This window comes from Haemophilus sp. THUN1690 (assembly GCF_059704375.1).
In genome coordinates this window covers 795809-811882 of the sequence record NZ_AP046582.1, presented here as the reverse complement: position 1 = coordinate 811882, position 16074 = coordinate 795809, and the positions used below count along the sequence as shown (strand labels likewise).

The 16074-nt window shown below is 39.0% G+C and carries 17 protein-coding genes and 1 other RNA gene; 16 read left to right on the top strand and 2 right to left on the bottom strand.

Annotation, left to right across the window (positions count from 1 at the left end; translation table 11 throughout):
- Positions 1–2 precede the first annotated feature (2 nt).
- Together hypD and hypE are read left to right on the top strand one after the other, a co-directional pair.
- The gene (gene hypD / locus AC6H22_RS03830) at positions 3–1115 is read left to right on the top strand and encodes a hydrogenase formation protein HypD (RefSeq protein ID WP_497515378.1); all 1113 of its coding nucleotides are present in this window, start codon (positions 3–5) and stop codon (positions 1113–1115) included.
- A gap of 1 nt (position 1116) precedes the next feature.
- Positions 1117–2130, top strand: a complete 1014-nt coding sequence (gene hypE, locus AC6H22_RS03825) for a hydrogenase expression/formation protein HypE (RefSeq protein ID WP_497515377.1) — start codon at positions 1117–1119, stop codon at positions 2128–2130.
- Positions 2131–2346: 216 nt separating this feature from the next.
- Here hypE and AC6H22_RS03820 read toward each other — a convergent pair whose 3' ends face one another.
- Positions 2347–2727: a pyrimidine dimer DNA glycosylase/endonuclease V gene (locus tag AC6H22_RS03820; RefSeq protein WP_005629036.1), complete on the bottom strand. Its 381-nt coding sequence runs from the start codon at positions 2725–2727 to the stop codon at positions 2347–2349.
- Between the two features lie 176 nt (positions 2728–2903).
- Positions 2904–3269, bottom strand: a transfer-messenger RNA (tmRNA) gene (gene ssrA, locus AC6H22_RS03815).
- 174 nt (positions 3270–3443) lie between these two features.
- On the opposite strand from ssrA, the gene dinB reads away from it, so the two are divergent.
- The 14 genes from dinB to bioD all read left to right on the top strand — a co-directional run bounded on the left by dinB (position 3444) and on the right by bioD (position 16031).
- Positions 3444–4511: a DNA polymerase IV gene (dinB, locus tag AC6H22_RS03810; protein ID WP_005629034.1), complete on the top strand. Its 1068-nt coding sequence runs from the start codon at positions 3444–3446 to the stop codon at positions 4509–4511.
- A 32-nt stretch (positions 4512–4543) separates the two neighbouring features.
- The gene (locus tag AC6H22_RS03805) at positions 4544–5080 is read left to right on the top strand and encodes an elongation factor P hydroxylase (RefSeq protein WP_005629032.1); all 537 of its coding nucleotides are present in this window, start codon (positions 4544–4546) and stop codon (positions 5078–5080) included.
- 93 nt (positions 5081–5173) lie between these two features.
- Positions 5174–6256 carry a peptide chain release factor 1 gene (gene prfA / locus AC6H22_RS03800; RefSeq protein WP_032825771.1) on the top strand — a complete coding sequence of 361 codons (1083 nt, stop codon included), beginning with the start codon at positions 5174–5176 and terminating at the stop codon, positions 6254–6256.
- A 52-nt stretch (positions 6257–6308) separates the two neighbouring features.
- Positions 6309–6749 carry an RDD family protein gene (locus tag AC6H22_RS03795; RefSeq protein ID WP_005629028.1) on the top strand — a complete coding sequence of 147 codons (441 nt, stop codon included), beginning with the start codon at positions 6309–6311 and terminating at the stop codon, positions 6747–6749.
- Positions 6749–7627, top strand: a complete 879-nt coding sequence (gene prmC / locus AC6H22_RS03790; protein WP_005629026.1) for a peptide chain release factor N(5)-glutamine methyltransferase — start codon at positions 6749–6751, stop codon at positions 7625–7627. Before AC6H22_RS03795 ends, prmC begins: the two co-directional genes overlap by 1 nt.
- The gene (locus tag AC6H22_RS03785; protein ID WP_005629024.1) at positions 7627–8430 is read left to right on the top strand and encodes a SirB1 family protein; all 804 of its coding nucleotides are present in this window, start codon (positions 7627–7629) and stop codon (positions 8428–8430) included. Before prmC ends, AC6H22_RS03785 begins: the two co-directional genes overlap by 1 nt.
- A gap of 14 nt (positions 8431–8444) precedes the next feature.
- Positions 8445–9299 carry a 3-deoxy-8-phosphooctulonate synthase gene (gene kdsA, locus AC6H22_RS03780; RefSeq protein ID WP_005629022.1) on the top strand — a complete coding sequence of 285 codons (855 nt, stop codon included), beginning with the start codon at positions 8445–8447 and terminating at the stop codon, positions 9297–9299.
- A 62-nt stretch (positions 9300–9361) separates the two neighbouring features.
- Positions 9362–10309 carry a 2-hydroxyacid dehydrogenase gene (locus AC6H22_RS03775; RefSeq protein ID WP_118816970.1) on the top strand — a complete coding sequence of 316 codons (948 nt, stop codon included), beginning with the start codon at positions 9362–9364 and terminating at the stop codon, positions 10307–10309.
- Positions 10309–11490 carry a lipoprotein-releasing ABC transporter permease subunit gene (locus tag AC6H22_RS03770; protein ID WP_005629018.1) on the top strand — a complete coding sequence of 394 codons (1182 nt, stop codon included), beginning with the start codon at positions 10309–10311 and terminating at the stop codon, positions 11488–11490. Before AC6H22_RS03775 ends, AC6H22_RS03770 begins: the two co-directional genes overlap by 1 nt.
- A gap of 22 nt (positions 11491–11512) precedes the next feature.
- On the top strand, positions 11513–12802 hold the full coding sequence (gene bioA, locus AC6H22_RS03765) for an adenosylmethionine--8-amino-7-oxononanoate transaminase (protein WP_005629015.1): 1290 nt from the start codon (positions 11513–11515) through the stop codon (positions 12800–12802).
- A gap of 8 nt (positions 12803–12810) precedes the next feature.
- A complete protein-coding gene (gene bioF / locus AC6H22_RS03760; protein WP_005629012.1) occupies positions 12811–13953 on the top strand; it encodes an 8-amino-7-oxononanoate synthase in 1143 nt (380 codons plus the stop codon).
- A 9-nt stretch (positions 13954–13962) separates the two neighbouring features.
- Positions 13963–14610, top strand: coding sequence for a DUF452 family protein (locus tag AC6H22_RS03755; RefSeq protein WP_005629010.1), 648 nt, complete (start codon positions 13963–13965; stop codon positions 14608–14610).
- Positions 14598–15377, top strand: a complete 780-nt coding sequence (gene bioC, locus AC6H22_RS03750; protein ID WP_005629008.1) for a malonyl-ACP O-methyltransferase BioC — start codon at positions 14598–14600, stop codon at positions 15375–15377. Before AC6H22_RS03755 ends, bioC begins: the two co-directional genes overlap by 13 nt.
- A 12-nt stretch (positions 15378–15389) precedes the next feature.
- Positions 15390–16031 (top strand): dethiobiotin synthase, encoded by a 642-nt coding sequence (gene bioD, locus AC6H22_RS03745; RefSeq protein WP_005629006.1) that lies wholly within the window; start codon positions 15390–15392, stop codon positions 16029–16031.
- Positions 16032–16074 lie beyond the last annotated feature (43 nt).

Below are 16074 nucleotides of genomic sequence, written 5' to 3'. Positions count from 1 at the left end.
CGATGCGATTTGTTGATGAATTTCGCGATCCTGAACTTGCCCGTAGTTTAGTGGCGCAACTTGAAAAATTAATGGAAAAAATGCCGCACTTTACGGTGCAGAATCCATTGTATTTAATGGAAGTATGTGGCGGGCATACCCATACGATTTTTAAATTTGGATTGGATCGGCTATTGCCAAAAAGTATCGAATTTATTCATGGCCCGGGTTGCCCAGTCTGTGTGCTTCCGATGGGGCGTATTGATGTTTGTATTGAAATTGCGCTGAAACCTGATGTCATTTTTTGTACCTTTGGTGATGCAATGCGAGTGAAAGGTCGCAAAGGTTCGCTTTTAGAAGCAAAAGCGAAAGGCGCAGATGTTCGCATTGTGTATTCACCTTTGGATGCATTGAATATTGCACAAAATAATCCGAATAAAAAAGTCGTCTTTTTTTCCTTAGGATTTGAAACCACAATGCCGAGCACGGCAGTAACGCTTCAGCAAGCCAAAAAACTAGGAACAAAAAATTTCTGGATTGTTTGTCAAAATATCACGATTATTCCAACGTTACATAGCTTACTGGCACAAGATCAAGTCAAAATTGATGGTTTTCTTGCGCCAGGACATGTGAGTATGGTGATTGGTTCATCGCCTTATCAAGGGATTGTCGATAAATATCACAAACCTTTTGTGATTACCGGTTTTGAACCTTTAGATATTTTGCAGGCGATTGTGATGTTAGTACAGCAATTTGTTGATGGCCGTTGTGAAATCGAAAATCAATATAAACGCATTGTTGATGATCACGGAAATGCTTTAGCCCAACGTTCAATGCAAGAAGTGTTCCAGCTTAAAGCAAGCAGTGAATGGCGTGGCTTGGGAGAAATTGAACAATCAGGCGTGGAATTGACGGATGCTTATCGTGAATTTGATGCCGAAATTTATTTCCAAAGCCAAGCACAACAGGTGGCGGATGATCCTAATTCTCGTTGTGGTGATGTCTTGACTGGGCGTTGTAAACCATCTGATTGTCCATTATTTGGCACAGGTTGTAATCCTGATAATGCTTATGGCGCATTAATGGTTTCTTCCGAAGGCGCATGTGCAGCCTATTATCAATATCGGAGAGAATAAAATGAGCGAATTTATCACTATGGCGCACGGCAATGGTGGTGCAGCCATGCAAAAATTGATCCAAGATTATTTTGTTGAAGCCTTTTCGAATCCTATTTTGGCGCAAGGGGAAGATCAGGCAAGAATTCCATTAACCGAATTAGCAAAGCAAGGCGAAACACTATCATTTAGTACGGATAGTTTTGTAATTGATCCCATTTTTTTCCCTGGTGGCAACATCGGGAAATTAGCAGTGTGCGGCACGGCAAATGATGTAGCGGTGTGCGGTGCGATACCAAAATATTTATCCTGTGGCTTTATTTTGGAAGAAGGATTGCCACTTGCGGATCTTAAGGCAATTATTCAATCAATGGCTGAAACCGCAAAAGCGGCAGGCATTCAGGTTGTTACCGGCGATACAAAAGTGGTGCAAAAAGGCGCAGTGGATAAGATTTTTATCAATACCAGTGGAATTGGAGTTATTCCTAAAAATTTGGATTGGGGCGTTCATAAAATTCAAGCAGGAGATAAAATCATTGTGAGTGGCACCATTGGGGATCATGGCGCAACAATCTTAAATTTACGTGAAAAACTGGGTATCCAAACGGATCTTCATAGTGATTGCGCCGTGCTGTATCCATTGATTGAAAATTTACGCAAAGTAGATGGCGTGAAAGCCGTTCGAGATGCGACCCGTGGGGGAGTTAATGCTGTTTTGCATGAATTTGCACAGGCGCAACAGCTAGGCATGAATATTGATGAACAAACCTTACCTATTCGCCAAGAAGTGCGGGGAATTTGTGAATTACTTGGTCTTGAAGCATTAAACTTCGCTAATGAAGGGAAATTGGTTATCGTTGCTTCAGCTGAAAAAACATCAGAAATTTTGACCGCACTTCGTCGTCATCCATTAGGTGAAAATTCGGCTGTGATTGGTGAAGTGACAACCGATAAAAAAGTGCGTTTAGTGGGTATTTTTGGACAAAGTCGATTGTTAGATTTACCAACAAATGAACCATTGCCAAGAATTTGTTAATGATTAGATAAAATCAATACTTTAGGAAAATTAAATAGGTGAAGTGATTTCTCAACTTACCAAAAATAGCCTAAAACAGCTGGAGCAGTTTATCCATCACTGACCATTTCTACCAAATGGTATAGAAGGCTACCGCACTATAGAGAGTACAATGGTCGGTATGGATGCTGATTATATTTCATCCAAAACAATGGAAGCTAAAGCCCTTTCTGGGCTTTATTTTCTTGCGGTAAATCGTGCCTTTACAGGCATACGCAATGCAATTCGCTCACGGTTTAATGCTAAAGCATTTTCTGTGGGCAAATAATTTTGCCAAAGATTAGGATCATCAGGTAGCTCTTCAGCCCAAAAATATTGCACATTGAAACCACGAGCAAGACACTCTTCATGCAATAAGTCGTAACGTTGCTTTAAAAACGCAAGTTTATTAAAGAAAAATCGTACATGTCCTTCGCCTAATTTATAATTTTCAGGCTGCCCTTTTAAACTAAATTTTCCTTTCGCAACAGCATTTGGAATCCGAGTTAGCTCTCTATGTTCCGCCAGTAGATGTTGATCGCAAAGTTCCGCTGGGGGAACAAGGTTAATTCTGGTCATAAAATCTCTCTTTATTATTTCATATCCCATCGAGTAACGAATATGACTAATTCCGCCAATAATGAACTAGGTAATAAAACAAGGTAACGGTTACTAAAATTAAGGTGAGTAGAAAAACAATAAAAAAACTAAATTATTGCTTTTATTGAAAAGTTAGAATAGGAAAAATAAAGGGGTGGTGGAGCTGGGGGGAGTTGAACCCCCGTCCGAAATTACTCTACCTTCAGTACTACACGTTTAGTCTCGTCTTTAATTTTACTTAAGCATGCGGACAGACACGCTAAACTTAAGCTAGTTTGATTCAATTTAGTGCTTCGATCCTCAAACGGTGGCTTCCACACGATCTCGTTTTGGTTTGACTCCGCGTTATCCCCGTCTTACGAGCGGAAGCTGGGGCGCGAAGGCTAAATGCAGGTTATTAAGCTGCTAAAGCGTATTGTTCGTCGTTTGCGACTATTTTTTTGCGGTTTATTTACGAGGCCTACCGCACCTCGACGTGCACCTTGGGCTTCGCTAATCCCGTCGAATCCAGAATCAGCCCCAAAATTGCGTGTTAGTCTAACAAAAAAAGAAAGGTAGGGAAAGTTGAGATTGATTGAATTGCTGCTTTAAAGGGCATTTATAAAAGGTTAAATTGCAAGGATATTAATTTAAGTGTATATTTAAACAGTTGTTTGCTTGATTAATATTAGAAAATATTTAACCGCACTTTTTTTATGTCACAAGATAAAAAAATTATTCACATTGATATGGATTGTTTTTACGCATCAATTGAGATTCGTGAAAATCCTAATTTACAGGGGAAACCTGTTGCTGTAGGTGGTTCTTCTCGTCAACGTGGTGTATTAACAACTTGTAATTATGAGGCGAGAAAATTTGGTTTGCATAGTGCAATGCCAACGGCCCAAGCCATAAAAAAGTGTCCTAATCTCATTCTTGTGCCTGTGAATATGGCGTTGTATAAACAAGTCTCGGCACAAATTCATCAAATCTTCCATCGTTACACCGATATTATTGAACCACTTTCTTTAGATGAAGCTTATTTAGATGTCACGCACTGCCAAAAATGTTCAGGCTCAGCGACTTGGATTGCGCAAGAAATTCGCCAAGCAATTTTTGATGAGTTGAATTTAACTGCTTCGGCAGGGGTAGCGCCTTTAAAATTCCTCGCTAAAATCGCCTCGGATATGAATAAACCTAATGGGCAATTTGTGATTAAGCCGAACGAAGTCAGTGAATTTATTAAAACCTTATCTTTAAATAAAATTCCCGGTGTGGGTAAAGTAACATCACAACGATTACTTGATATGGGATTAGAAACTTGTGCTGACATTCAAAACTTTGATCAAATCGTCTTATTAAATCAATTTGGTAAAGCGGGTAAACGTATTTGGGATTTTAGTCACGGCATTGATGATCGTGAAGTACAAGCCCATCGTGAACGTAAATCAGTTGGCGTAGAACAGACGTTGATTGAAAACATTCACACAATTGAGCAAGCTTCAGAATTATTGAATAATCTTTATGACGAGTTAATTCGTCGCCTTGAACGTGTTAGCTGTAATATACCGTTATCTGCATTTCGTAAAATTGGCGTGAAACTTAAATTTGAAGATTTTCAAGTAACCACTTTAGAGAAAACAGGGTTGCCACTTTCTTTGGAGAGTTTTCAACAATTATTTCCTCAAATTTTTATGCGAGCAAAAGGGCGATCGATTCGTTTGATTGGGCTACATGTCAATTTACCTGAAGAAAATAAACAAGAACAAATGAGCCTCTGGTGATATAATCTCGCGGTTTTTTAGGAGTCGATAGAATGGAACATAAATTAGAAGATATTATTGCAATTTTTAATCAATGTTTTGAAGAGGAATACAACACTCGCTTAGTCAAAGGCGGTGAAGAACCCATTTATTTACCCGCAAATGATGAAGTGCCTTATAACGCGATTTATTTTGCGCGAGGCTTTTACAGCAGTGCATTGCACGAAATTGCCCATTGGTTAGTGGCAGGCAAAGAACGCCGTAAACTAGAAGATTTTGGTTATTGGTATGAGCCAGATGGACGTTCAGAAGAACGCCAGCGTGACTTTGAAAAAGTTGAAGTTAAACCGCAAGCATTAGAGTGGATTTTGGCGACAGCGGCAGGTTTTCGTTATTTTGCTAGTGCGGATAATTTGAATGGCAATCCGGGCGATACACAGCCTTTTAAACAAGCCGTGTATGAACAAGTGAAAATCTATGCGGAAAAGGGTTTACCAAAACGAGCTGAAACGTTACGCCATGCCCTTGCTATTTTTTATGGCACAGAAAATCGTATTGATTTAAGTAAATTTGATGTGACGCGTATTTAAAGAGCGGCGATTTTTAACCGCACTTTTGACACTGTCAATTTTCCCTAAAATCGGCTAGAATACGCCGATTTTATTTTCGGTGACTTATAAATGATGAAAGATTCCATTATTGCAAAATTAGAAAGTTTAAAAGAACGCTATGAAGAGCTAGAAGCCTTATTGGGCGATGTTTCGGTAATTAGTGATCAGGATAAATTCCGTGCGTATTCTAAAGAATATTCGCAACTTGAAGAAGTAGTGAAATGTTTTAATCGTTGGACGCAATTAAATCAAAATATTGAAGAAGCTGAAATATTGCTCGACGATCCTGAAATGAAAGAAATGGCGCAAATGGAAATCGAAGAATCCAAAGTGGAAATTGAAGAAGTGGAACAACAACTTCAAATTCTTTTACTGCCGAAAGATCCTAATGATGAATATAACTGCTATTTAGAAATCCGTGCGGGAACAGGCGGTGATGAAGCGGGTATTTTTGCGGGTGATTTATTCCGTATGTACAGTCGATATGCTGAAAGTAAACGCTGGCGTGTAGAAATGCTAAGTGCTAACGAAAGTGAGCAAGGCGGTTATAAAGAAGTGATCGTAAAAGTAAGTGGCGAAGGCGTGTATGGCCAGCTTAAATTTGAATCGGGCGGTCACCGTGTGCAACGTGTACCAAAAACTGAATCACAAGGCCGTATTCATACCTCTGCTTGTACCGTCGCGGTAATGCCGGAATTGCCAGAATCTGAAATGCCAGAAATTAATCCAGCAGATTTGCGTATTGATACTTATCGCTCATCAGGCGCTGGTGGTCAGCACGTAAATACAACGGATTCTGCGGTGCGTATTACACACATTCCAACAGGCATTGTGGTGGAATGTCAGGATGAGCGTTCACAGCACAAAAATAAAGCGAAAGCAATGTCGGTATTAGCGTCACGTATTGTTCAAGCAGAGCAAGAACGCCAAGCTGCAGAACAAACAGATATGCGCCGTAACTTATTAGGTTCGGGCGATCGTTCTGATAAAATTCGTACATATAATTATCCGCAAGGTCGAGTAACCGATCACCGTATCAATCTCACTATTTATCGTTTGGATGAAGTGATGAATGGTAAAATTGATGAATTGATTCAGCCGATTATTACCGAATATCAAGCGGATCAGTTGGCTGCATTGTCTGAACAGAATTAATGATAGGGACATCTGATTTCAGATGTCCTTTTTAACTTTACAGGGAAATAAAATGATCATTGAAAATCAAAAAGATGCTGAATTTTCTTCTGCTTTCAAGACTTCTCAACCCTCTCAAGCGAGCCGTTTTAAACGCTGGCTTGCGAGTATGATTAATGGACTTGTACTTTGGGTGATGGTTGGTCTCGGTTTTGCATTGGGGGATTTTGCCGGTGTAGTGGGGACGATTGTATATGCTGGTTTTCAGTTATATTTCATGAAAACTTATGGCCAAACAATGGCAAAACGCTGGTTAGGCTTGCGAGTATTTAATTATCATACCAATCAGCCTGTTGAATTTGGTAAATACATCGGCCGTGAGATTATTGATATTTTATTGGCGTGGACGAGTTTCTTATTAATTATTAGCGGTATTGTTGCACTTGTGCGTGATGATCGTCGTTCTTTAACTGATTTATTGGCTGGCACAATTGTGTTAAAAGACGAAAAATAATGAATTATAAAGAATGGCTGGCACAAGCGATTGAGGATTTGGCACAAAAAAATCCTACTGAAAATAGTAAAATTGATGCGCTTGTGCTTCTTCAGCATGCTACTGGCAAATCGCGTACGCAAATCCTTGCTTTTGATGATACTGAGATTGATGAAAAAGTGCGGTTAAAATTGACCGCACTTTTAGATCGTCGTCTAAAAGGCGAACCTATCGCTTATATTCTTGGCGAAAAAGAATTTTGGTCATTGCCATTAAATGTCTCAAAAGGCACCTTGATTCCAAGACCAGATACTGAAATTTTAGTGGAAAAGGCATTACAAATTGCGTTAGAAAAACTGGAACAAAATCCACCGCACTTTCGTATTCTTGATCTCGGTACTGGCACAGGTGCTATCGCGTTAGCATTAGCATCGGAGCTTTCCTCTATTTGTCAAAAACGACAAATTTCATTAGAAATAATTGGTGTTGATCTTATGCCCGATGTTGTGGCGTTAGCCCAATCTAATGCAGAAAGAAATAAGCTAAATGTACAATTTTTGCAGAGCCGTTGGTTTGAAAATATAACAGGGAAGTTTGAGATTATCGTCAGCAATCCGCCTTATATTGATGAACGGGATGAACATTTACGTCAAGGCGATGTGCGTTTTGAACCGCTTTCTGCATTAGTTGCTCATGATACGGGTTATGCTGATTTACGTCATATTATTGAATTAGCACCGAGTTATTTGAATTCTAATGGCGTATTATTGCTTGAGCATGGATGGCAACAAGGCGAAAAAGTGCGGTCAATTTTCCAAGAAAATCATTGGGAAATGGTTGAAACCGTGCGTGATTATGGCGACAATGAGCGCGTCACTTTAGGTTTTTGGAAGAAGTAATGAAATATTATCGACGTGCGTTATACGATCAATTTGTGCACTTTTATAATACCATCTCAGATGATGGATCATCAGAAGCGCAACTTCGGGGAAAAATCGGTGGGTTTGTGCGTCGAGCGCGTAAAGCAATTTCGCCAGATTGGCCGAAAGAAGAGCAGATTCATCAGTTACTACAGCTATTTTATGGTGATTGGGGCTTTCATTGCGATCCAGAAGATTATTTTTATGCTCGTAATTTATATTTGCCTTATGTGTTTCAACATCGTCAAGGTATGCCAGTGAGTCTTGGCGCGATAGTGCTTTATTTAGCTGACGTATTAGATTTACCAATTTATCCTGTCAATTTCCCAACACAGCTCATTTTGCGTGCCGAAGTAAGAGATGAAGTGGCTTTTATTGATCCTTGGGATGGCACTTATATATCGCAAGAAAAATTACAGCAACTTTATGAAGGCGCATTTGGCTTTGGTGTTCAAATTCAACCTGAAGAACTTGATAGAGCCGATCTTTCTTTACTTTATTCTCGTTTTGAGCAACTAGCGAAGAATGCGCTCATCCGAGAAGAACATAATGACATGGCATACCGTTATATTGAAAATTTATTGATTGGCAATGATGAAGATCCTTATCACATCCGTGATCGCGGTTTAGTTTTAGCTCAGATGGGCGCTTACCCTTCAGCATTGAAAGATCTAGAATTTTTTGTGGAACGTTGTCCGGAAGACCCAACTGCGGCTTTAATCCGAACTCAACTTTTAGAACTTAAGGGCGAGATTGATAAAGACTCTTTTGCCCTCCATTAATTTAAGGAAAATTTATGCAAAATAAAATTGTAAAAATCGGCAATATTGATGTCGCAAATGACAAACCTTTCGTGCTTTTTGGTGGAATGAACGTACTTGAAAGCCGTGATATGGCAATGCAAGTCTGTGAAGCTTATGTGAAAGTGACAGAGAAACTTGGCGTGCCTTATGTGTTTAAAGCTTCTTTTGACAAAGCGAATCGTTCGTCTATTCATTCTTACCGTGGCCCTGGCATGGAAGAAGGATTAAAAATTTTCCAAGAATTAAAAGATACCTTTGGGGTAAAAATTATTACCGATGTACACGAAATCTATCAATGTCAGCCAGTTGCAGATGTTGTCGATATTATTCAACTTCCAGCCTTTTTGGCGCGCCAAACAGATCTCGTTGAAGCGATGGCAAAAACAGGTGCTGTGATTAATGTGAAAAAACCACAATTTTTAAGCCCAGGTCAAATGGGCAATATCGTGGAAAAAATCGAAGAATGTGGTAACGATAAAATCATTCTTTGTGATCGTGGAACAAACTTTGGATACGATAATTTAATTGTGGATATGCTTGGCTTCAGCGTGATGAAAAAAGCCTCTAAGGGCAGTCCAGTTATTTTTGATGTAACCCATTCGCTTCAATGCCGTGATCCATTTGGGGCGGCATCAGGTGGCCGTCGTGCACAAGTCACTGAATTAGCGCGTTCAGGTTTAGCTGTAGGCATTGCAGGTTTATTCTTAGAAGCGCATCCAAATCCAAATCAAGCGAAATGTGATGGCCCATCAGCTTTACCACTTTCTGCTCTTGAAGGCTTTGTCTCTCAAATGAAGGCGATTGATGATTTAGTAAAATCTTTCCCAGAATTGGATACCTCAATCTAAGAAAATATTTAAGCAAAAGTGCGGTTAATTTTGACCGCACTTTGTATATAAAAGGAGAAATGATGAATATAGTCTTTTTAGATAGTACGGCTATCCCGAAACATATCCCTATTCCTCGTCCAAGTTTTGAGCATACTTGGATTGAATATGAGCATACATCTTCTGCAGAAACGATTGAACGAGCGAAAGATGCTGATATTGTTATTACGAGCAAAGTCATTTTTGATCGAGAAACGTTAAAACAATTACCTAAGTTAAAGTTGATTGCGATTACTGCAACTGGTACAAATAATGTTGATCTTGTGGCTGCCGAAGAAATGGGAATCGCCGTGCGTAATGTGACAGGTTATTCCAGTACAACCGTGCCAGAACACGTAATCGGCCTGATTTTTTCTTTAAAACACAGCTTGGCAGGTTGGTTACGCGATCAATCGGAAGCAAAATGGCCTAAAAGCAAACAATTTTGTTATTTTGATTACCCAATTACAGATGTGCGCGGTTCCACATTGGGCGTATTTGGTAAAGGTTGCTTAGGGACAGAAGTGGGGCGTTTGGCGAATGCACTGGGAATGAAAGTACTTTATGCAGAACACAAAGATGCTACTGTTTGCCGTGAAGGTTATACGCCCTTTGAGGAAGTATTAAAACAAGCGGATATTGTGACGTTGCATTGCCCATTAACTGAAACAACAAAGAATTTAATTAATGCAGAAACCTTATCCAAAATGAAAAAAGGTGCATTTTTGATTAATACAGGGCGTGGGCCTTTGATTGATGAACTTGCATTAGTTGATGCGTTAAAAACGGGGCATTTAGGCGGAGCGGCTTTGGATGTAATGGTAAAAGAGCCACCAGAAAAAGATAATCCGTTAATTTTAGCTGCCAAAACTATGCCTAATTTAATTATCACCCCGCATATTGCTTGGGCGAGTGATAGTGCAGTGACAACATTAGTTGGAAAAGTAATGCAAAACATCGAAGAATTTGTACAACAATTAAATCAAAAATAATGAATTTTCCTATTTCTCTTTATATTGCGCTACGTTATTGGCGTGCGAAAAGTACGGATCGTTTTGGGCGATTAGTGACTAATCTTGCAAGCCTGGGGATTGTGCTAGGTGTGATGGCATTGATCATCGTGCTTTCGGTGATGAATGGATTAGAAGGTTACCAAAAACAACAGGTGCTATCTTCTATTCCTCATGCGATTGTGAGTGAAGAAAGGCCTATTTCTACAGAAAAAACATTAAAAAATTTACCGCACTTTGTCCAAAAAGCAGTGCCGATCAATACAACAAATGTGATTTATCAAACGACAAAAGGCGTGAGTGCAGGACAAATTATTGGTATTCAATCATTTTCTGATGATCCTTTGGTTGAATCTTTTGATCAGACTAAATTTAATGAAATTTTACCGACTGGTGAATTTAAATTGGTCATTGGTGATCAACTGGCTCAAAAATTGGGCGTGAATATTGGGGATAAAATCCGTTTGATGATTACGGAAAATAGCCAATATACACCATTCGGTCGGGTGCCAATGCAGCGTTTATTTACTGTTAGCGATATTTATTATGATTATGGCGAAGCATCGGGTTATGAAGCCTTTGCTAATATTACAGATATTGGTCGCTTAATGCGTATTCAACCTCAGCAAGCGCAGGGCTATCGTTTATTTTTGAATGATCCGTTCCAAATTACAGAACTCCCTCAATATTTCCCAACACAAAAAATCACGGATTGGCGTGTCCAAAAAGGTGAATTTTTCCAAGCGGTGAGAATGGAAAAAAATATGATGGGCTTGTTGATTAGTTTGATCATTGTTGTGGCGATTTCCAATATTGTCACCTCATTAAGTTTAATGGTGGTGGATAAACAAGGGGAAATTGCGATCTTACAAACTCAGGGCTTAACAAAATCCCAAGTTCGTTCAGTGTTTATTTATCAAGGATTATTGGTGGGATTTGTTGGCACATTACTCGGTGCTATTTTGGGTGTTTTAGTCACCTTGAACTTAACGGACATTGTAAGTGCGGTAAATCCACAAGGTGTTTTTTTACCGACAGAATTATCCTTTGTTCAAATGATTTTTGTCATTGGATTTTCCTTGTTGCTTTCTTTACTTTCAACCCTTTACCCCGCTTATCGAGCTGCGAAAGTAGAACCTGCCGCTGCCTTGAGATACGAATAAGTTTTTTAATGGTAAATGAATGATGGATGAACAATCACTTTTAGCTTTTGATACACAATATATTTGGCATCCTTATTCTTCAGTTTCTTCTGATATGCCGCTTTATGCGGTAGAACGTGCTGATGGCGTGATGATAACCTTAAAAGATGGCCGTCGTTTGATTGATGGCATGTCTTCTTGGTGGGCAGCATTGCATGGTTATAATCATCCTCGTTTAAATGCGGCTGCACAGAATCAGTTGGCAAAAATGAGCCATATTATGTTTGGCGGTTTTACCCATGAACCCGCGGTGGAATTAGCTCAATTATTGGTACAAATTTTGCCAAATGGATTAGATAAGATCTTTTTTGCTGATAGTGGTTCTGTTGCTGTGGAAGTAGCGATGAAAATGGCTATTCAATATCAGCACGCTAAAGGGGAAGTAAAACGGCAAAAATTCGCTACCATCCGTTCGGGTTATCATGGCGATACTTGGAATGCGATGTCAGTGTGTGATCCAACCACGGGTATGCATCATTTATTTCATCATAGTCTGCCTGTACAATATTTTCTTCCTCAACCCAACATTCCATTTAATGAATCTTGGAATGATTGTGTGATGGAACCTTTAGCTGATTTACTTAAGAAAAAAGGTAGCGAAATTGCCGCACTTATTTTAGAGCCTGTCGTGCAAGGTGCGGGCGGCATGTATTTTTATTCGCCAATTTATTTAGTGAAAGCACAAGCGCTTTGTAAACAATATGGTGTATTGCTAATTTTTGATGAAATTGCTACAGGTTTTGGCCGCACAGGGAAATTATTTGCTGCCGAGCATGCTGGGATTTCGCCAGATATTATGTGTATTGGTAAAGCCTTAACGGGTGGTTATTTAACTTTATCTGCAACCATTACGACCACTGAAATTGCGCAAACTATTTGTCGCGGTGAGGCTAAATGTTTTATGCATGGACCCACTTTTATGGCAAATCCGTTGGCTTGTGCGATTGCGGCAGAATCTATCCGTTTATTGTTGGAAAGACCTTGGCAGCAAAATATTCAGCGAATTGAATCTTCCTTAAAACAACAGCTTTCGCCTTTAGCTGAAAAAGATTACGTCAAAGATGTTCGCGTATTAGGGGCAATTGGGGTGGTTGAAATGAAAAGTGCGGTAAATATGAAAACTTTAGTCCCACGTTTTGTGGAACAAGGTGTTTGGATTCGACCTTTCGGTAAACTGGTTTATGTGATGCCACCCTTTGTGATTAAAGATGATGAACTTCTGAAATTAACGGAAGGCATGATTCTGGCTTTAACTCAGGAATATGAACATTAGGATAAAAAATGGATGTTTTCAAACAACAACTGGAAAAGCTTAGCACACAAAATCAATATCGTTCAATTCCAGATTTAGTTCATCAAGGACGATATATTACGCGAGAAAATCGCAAAATGCTGAATATGTCATCTAATGATTATTTAGGTTTGGCATCAAATGAAAACTTGCGCCAGTCTTTTTTACAGCAATATGGCGATAATTTCCCTTCTTTTACCAGTTCTTCGTCTCGTTTATTAACGGGAAATTTTCCTATCTATACCGATCTCGAGCAGCTCATTGCTCAACGTTTTCAACGAGAAAGTGCTTTATTATTTAACAGTGGCTATCACGCCAATCTTGGTATTTTACCGGCGTTGACGACAACAAAAAGTTTAATTTTGGCAGATAAATTAGTGCATGCGAGCATGATTGATGGCATTCGTTTAAGTCAATGTGAGTTCTTTCGTTATCGTCATAATGATTATGAACATCTAAAGAGTCTGCTCGAAAAAAATGCCGGAAAATTTGACCGCACTTTTATTGTGACAGAGTCCGTTTTTAGTATGGATGGCGATGTAGCTGATTTGAAGTATCTTGTTCAATTAAAAAAACAGTTTCCCAATACTTATCTTTATGTGGATGAAGCTCATGCAATAGGCGTTTACGGTAAAAACGGATTAGGTATTGCCGAACGAGCTAATGTGATAGCTGATATAGATTTATTGGTTGGCACTTTTGGCAAAGCCTTAGCTTCAATGGGCGCTTATGTCGTCTGTGATCAAATATTAAAAGAGTGTTTAATTAATCAAATGCGTCCATTGATTTTTTCAACCGCACTTCCACCGTTTAATGTGGCGTGGACTCATTTTATTTTTGAACGATTACCACAATTTTCAAAAGAAAGAACGTATCTTGAGCAGTTAAGTGCATTTTTACGCCAAGAAGTGGAGCATAGAACCCAAATAATGCCAAGCCAAACTTGCATCGTTCCCTATATTTTAGGTGAGAACGAAACAACCCTTACCAAGGCGAAAGCTCTGCAAGAGCAAGGTTATTATTGCTTGCCAATTAGACCACCGACAGTACCAAAAGGTACATCCAGAATACGATTGTCTTTGACGGCAGATATGACAATAGATGAAGTAAAACAGTTTGTGGCATGCTTATAAGGAAATAATGTGAAAACAAAATTTTATGATCATCAAGGTGAGCATTTAATTGTGTATTTTGCTGGCTGGGGAACACCTCTTGATGCTGTGGCTCATTTGATTTTGCCAACAGATCATGATTTATTAATTTGCTATGATTATCAAGATTTGAAGTTAGATTTTGATTTTTCTGTCTATCAGCAAATTCGTGTAGTCGCATGGTCAATGGGTGTTTGGGTGGCAGAGCGAGTATTACAAGGAATCACCTTACAATCTGTCACAGCAGTGAATGGCACAGGTTTACCTTGTGATGATAGCTTTGGTATTCCCTATGCTATTTTTAAAGGTACGTTAGATAATCTCACAGAAAATACTCGTTTAAAGTTTGAACGTAGAATTTGTGGTGACAAAGTATCTTTTGAACGTTATCAACAATTTTCTGCACGACCATTTAACAAAATTCATCAAGAACTCACCGCACTTTTTGCGATGATTAAGCAGGATAAACGCACCGATCTTATTCACTGGACAAATGCATGGGTTAGTTCTCGCGATAAAATTTTTACGCCAGCTAATCAGCACCAATATTGGGCATCCCGTTGTGCCGTTCAGGAAATAGAGGGTGAGCATTATGTGTTTTCAAGATTTACCCACTGGTTGGCATTATGGAATCATTAACTTCCGTAAATAAATCGCGTATTCAACAAGCCTTCCAAAAAGCCTTAAATAGCTATGATGAACATGCGTTAATTCAACAAAAAATGAATATTAAGTTAATGATGCATTTGCAAGACTATTTACCAAATGGGTCATTAGATAGCGTTTTGGAACTCGGTTGCGGTTCTGGTATGTTGAGTACGTTGTTGCAGAAACAGATTTCAGCCAATTATTGGTTGTTTAATGATTTGTGCGATGTACGCTCTCTACTCGCTGAAAAGCTGATTCAACCTTTTGATTTTTCTTGCGATGATGCGGAAAACTTTCCTTTTCAACGACGATTTGACTTGATTGCTAGTGCATCAGCCGTTCAGTGGTTTCATCATCCTGACAATTTTATTTCCCATTGTAAAACAGGATTGAAACCTAATAGTTTATTGGCGATTACGAGCTTTGGTGAAGACAATTTAAAAGAGATTCGCCAAATGACGAATGTGGGGTTAAGTTATCCGAATTTATCTCAATGGAAAAATTGGCTAGCCAATGATTTTGAGCTTTTATGGTGTGACGATTTTACTGTAATACTAGAGTTTGATACGCCATTGGATGTACTCAAACATCTGAAATATACCGGTGTAACAGCGACTAACCAGAAAAATTGGACAAGAAAAAATCTCAATAAATTTATTGATGATTACTTACAGGCTTTTAGTTTGCCATCGGGTAAAGTGGGGTTAACTTATCATCCATTGTTTTTTATCGCACGTTATTCTGGTGCTGGAAATTAGTAAGGCGTATTTATGGGCAAGGTTATTTTTGTATCGGGCATTGATACCGATGTAGGTAAAACGGTTGCAACAGGCATTTATGCTAAAAAGTTGATGGAACAAGGCTTTTCCGTTATTACACAAAAAATGATTCAAACAGGCTGTAAAAATATTGCTGATGATTTGCTTGTACATCGAAAGATTCAAGGCATTGATTTGACGGAAGAAGATTTACAAGGCAACACCTGCCCTTATCTTTTTGAATATCCTTGTTCTCCTCATTTAGCGGCAAAGCTCGAAGGGCGAGAAATTAATGAAAAAACTATTGAAAAATCCACCGCACTTTTGACAGAAAAATATGATTATGTGTTGCTGGAGGGGGCCGGTGGGTTAATGGTGCCTTATTGTGACGATGCGACGACGTTAGATTATATCCAGTCAAATAATTATCCTTTGATTTTAGTGACATCGGGAAAATTAGGTAGCATAAACCATACATTATTAAGTTTGGAGGCTTGTCGTTCTCATGGGGTATCAGTGCTAAGCGTAATGTATAACGGTTATCCAGAATACGATCCTATCATTAGTCAAGAGACGCAAGGTTATTTAAAGGGTTATCTTAAAAAATATTTTCCTGAAACGGAATTTGAATGCTTTGGGCGCATTGAAATTTAAGCTTAGTGAAAAGTGTGATAGACTCGCGCCAGTTTTTAATGAG

Excerpts from the sequence above, each read along its gene's own strand:
- AC6H22_RS03795 (WP_005629028.1), top strand. The coding sequence starts at position 6,309 with ATGATCATTGAAAATCAAAAAGATGCTGAATTTTCTTCTGCTTTCAAG.
- AC6H22_RS03820 (WP_005629036.1), bottom strand. The coding sequence starts at position 2,727 with ATGACCAGAATTAACCTTGTTCCCCCAGCGGAACTTTGCGATCAACAT.
- AC6H22_RS03785 (WP_005629024.1), top strand. The coding sequence starts at position 7,627 with ATGAAATATTATCGACGTGCGTTATACGATCAATTTGTGCACTTTTAT.
- prmC (WP_005629026.1), top strand. The coding sequence starts at position 6,749 with ATGAATTATAAAGAATGGCTGGCACAAGCGATTGAGGATTTGGCACAA.
- bioA (WP_005629015.1), top strand. The coding sequence starts at position 11,513 with ATGGATGAACAATCACTTTTAGCTTTTGATACACAATATATTTGGCAT.
- AC6H22_RS03775 (WP_118816970.1), top strand. The coding sequence starts at position 9,362 with ATGAATATAGTCTTTTTAGATAGTACGGCTATCCCGAAACATATCCCT.
- bioF (WP_005629012.1), top strand. The coding sequence starts at position 12,811 with ATGGATGTTTTCAAACAACAACTGGAAAAGCTTAGCACACAAAATCAA.
- hypD (WP_497515378.1), top strand. The coding sequence starts at position 3 with ATGCGATTTGTTGATGAATTTCGCGATCCTGAACTTGCCCGTAGTTTA.
- bioC (WP_005629008.1), top strand. The coding sequence starts at position 14,598 with ATGGAATCATTAACTTCCGTAAATAAATCGCGTATTCAACAAGCCTTC.
- hypE (WP_497515377.1), top strand. The coding sequence starts at position 1,117 with ATGAGCGAATTTATCACTATGGCGCACGGCAATGGTGGTGCAGCCATG.
- AC6H22_RS03770 (WP_005629018.1), top strand. The coding sequence starts at position 10,309 with ATGAATTTTCCTATTTCTCTTTATATTGCGCTACGTTATTGGCGTGCG.
- kdsA (WP_005629022.1), top strand. The coding sequence starts at position 8,445 with ATGCAAAATAAAATTGTAAAAATCGGCAATATTGATGTCGCAAATGAC.
- bioD (WP_005629006.1), top strand. The coding sequence starts at position 15,390 with ATGGGCAAGGTTATTTTTGTATCGGGCATTGATACCGATGTAGGTAAA.
- dinB (WP_005629034.1), top strand. The coding sequence starts at position 3,444 with ATGTCACAAGATAAAAAAATTATTCACATTGATATGGATTGTTTTTAC.
- prfA (WP_032825771.1), top strand. The coding sequence starts at position 5,174 with ATGAAAGATTCCATTATTGCAAAATTAGAAAGTTTAAAAGAACGCTAT.
- AC6H22_RS03805 (WP_005629032.1), top strand. The coding sequence starts at position 4,544 with ATGGAACATAAATTAGAAGATATTATTGCAATTTTTAATCAATGTTTT.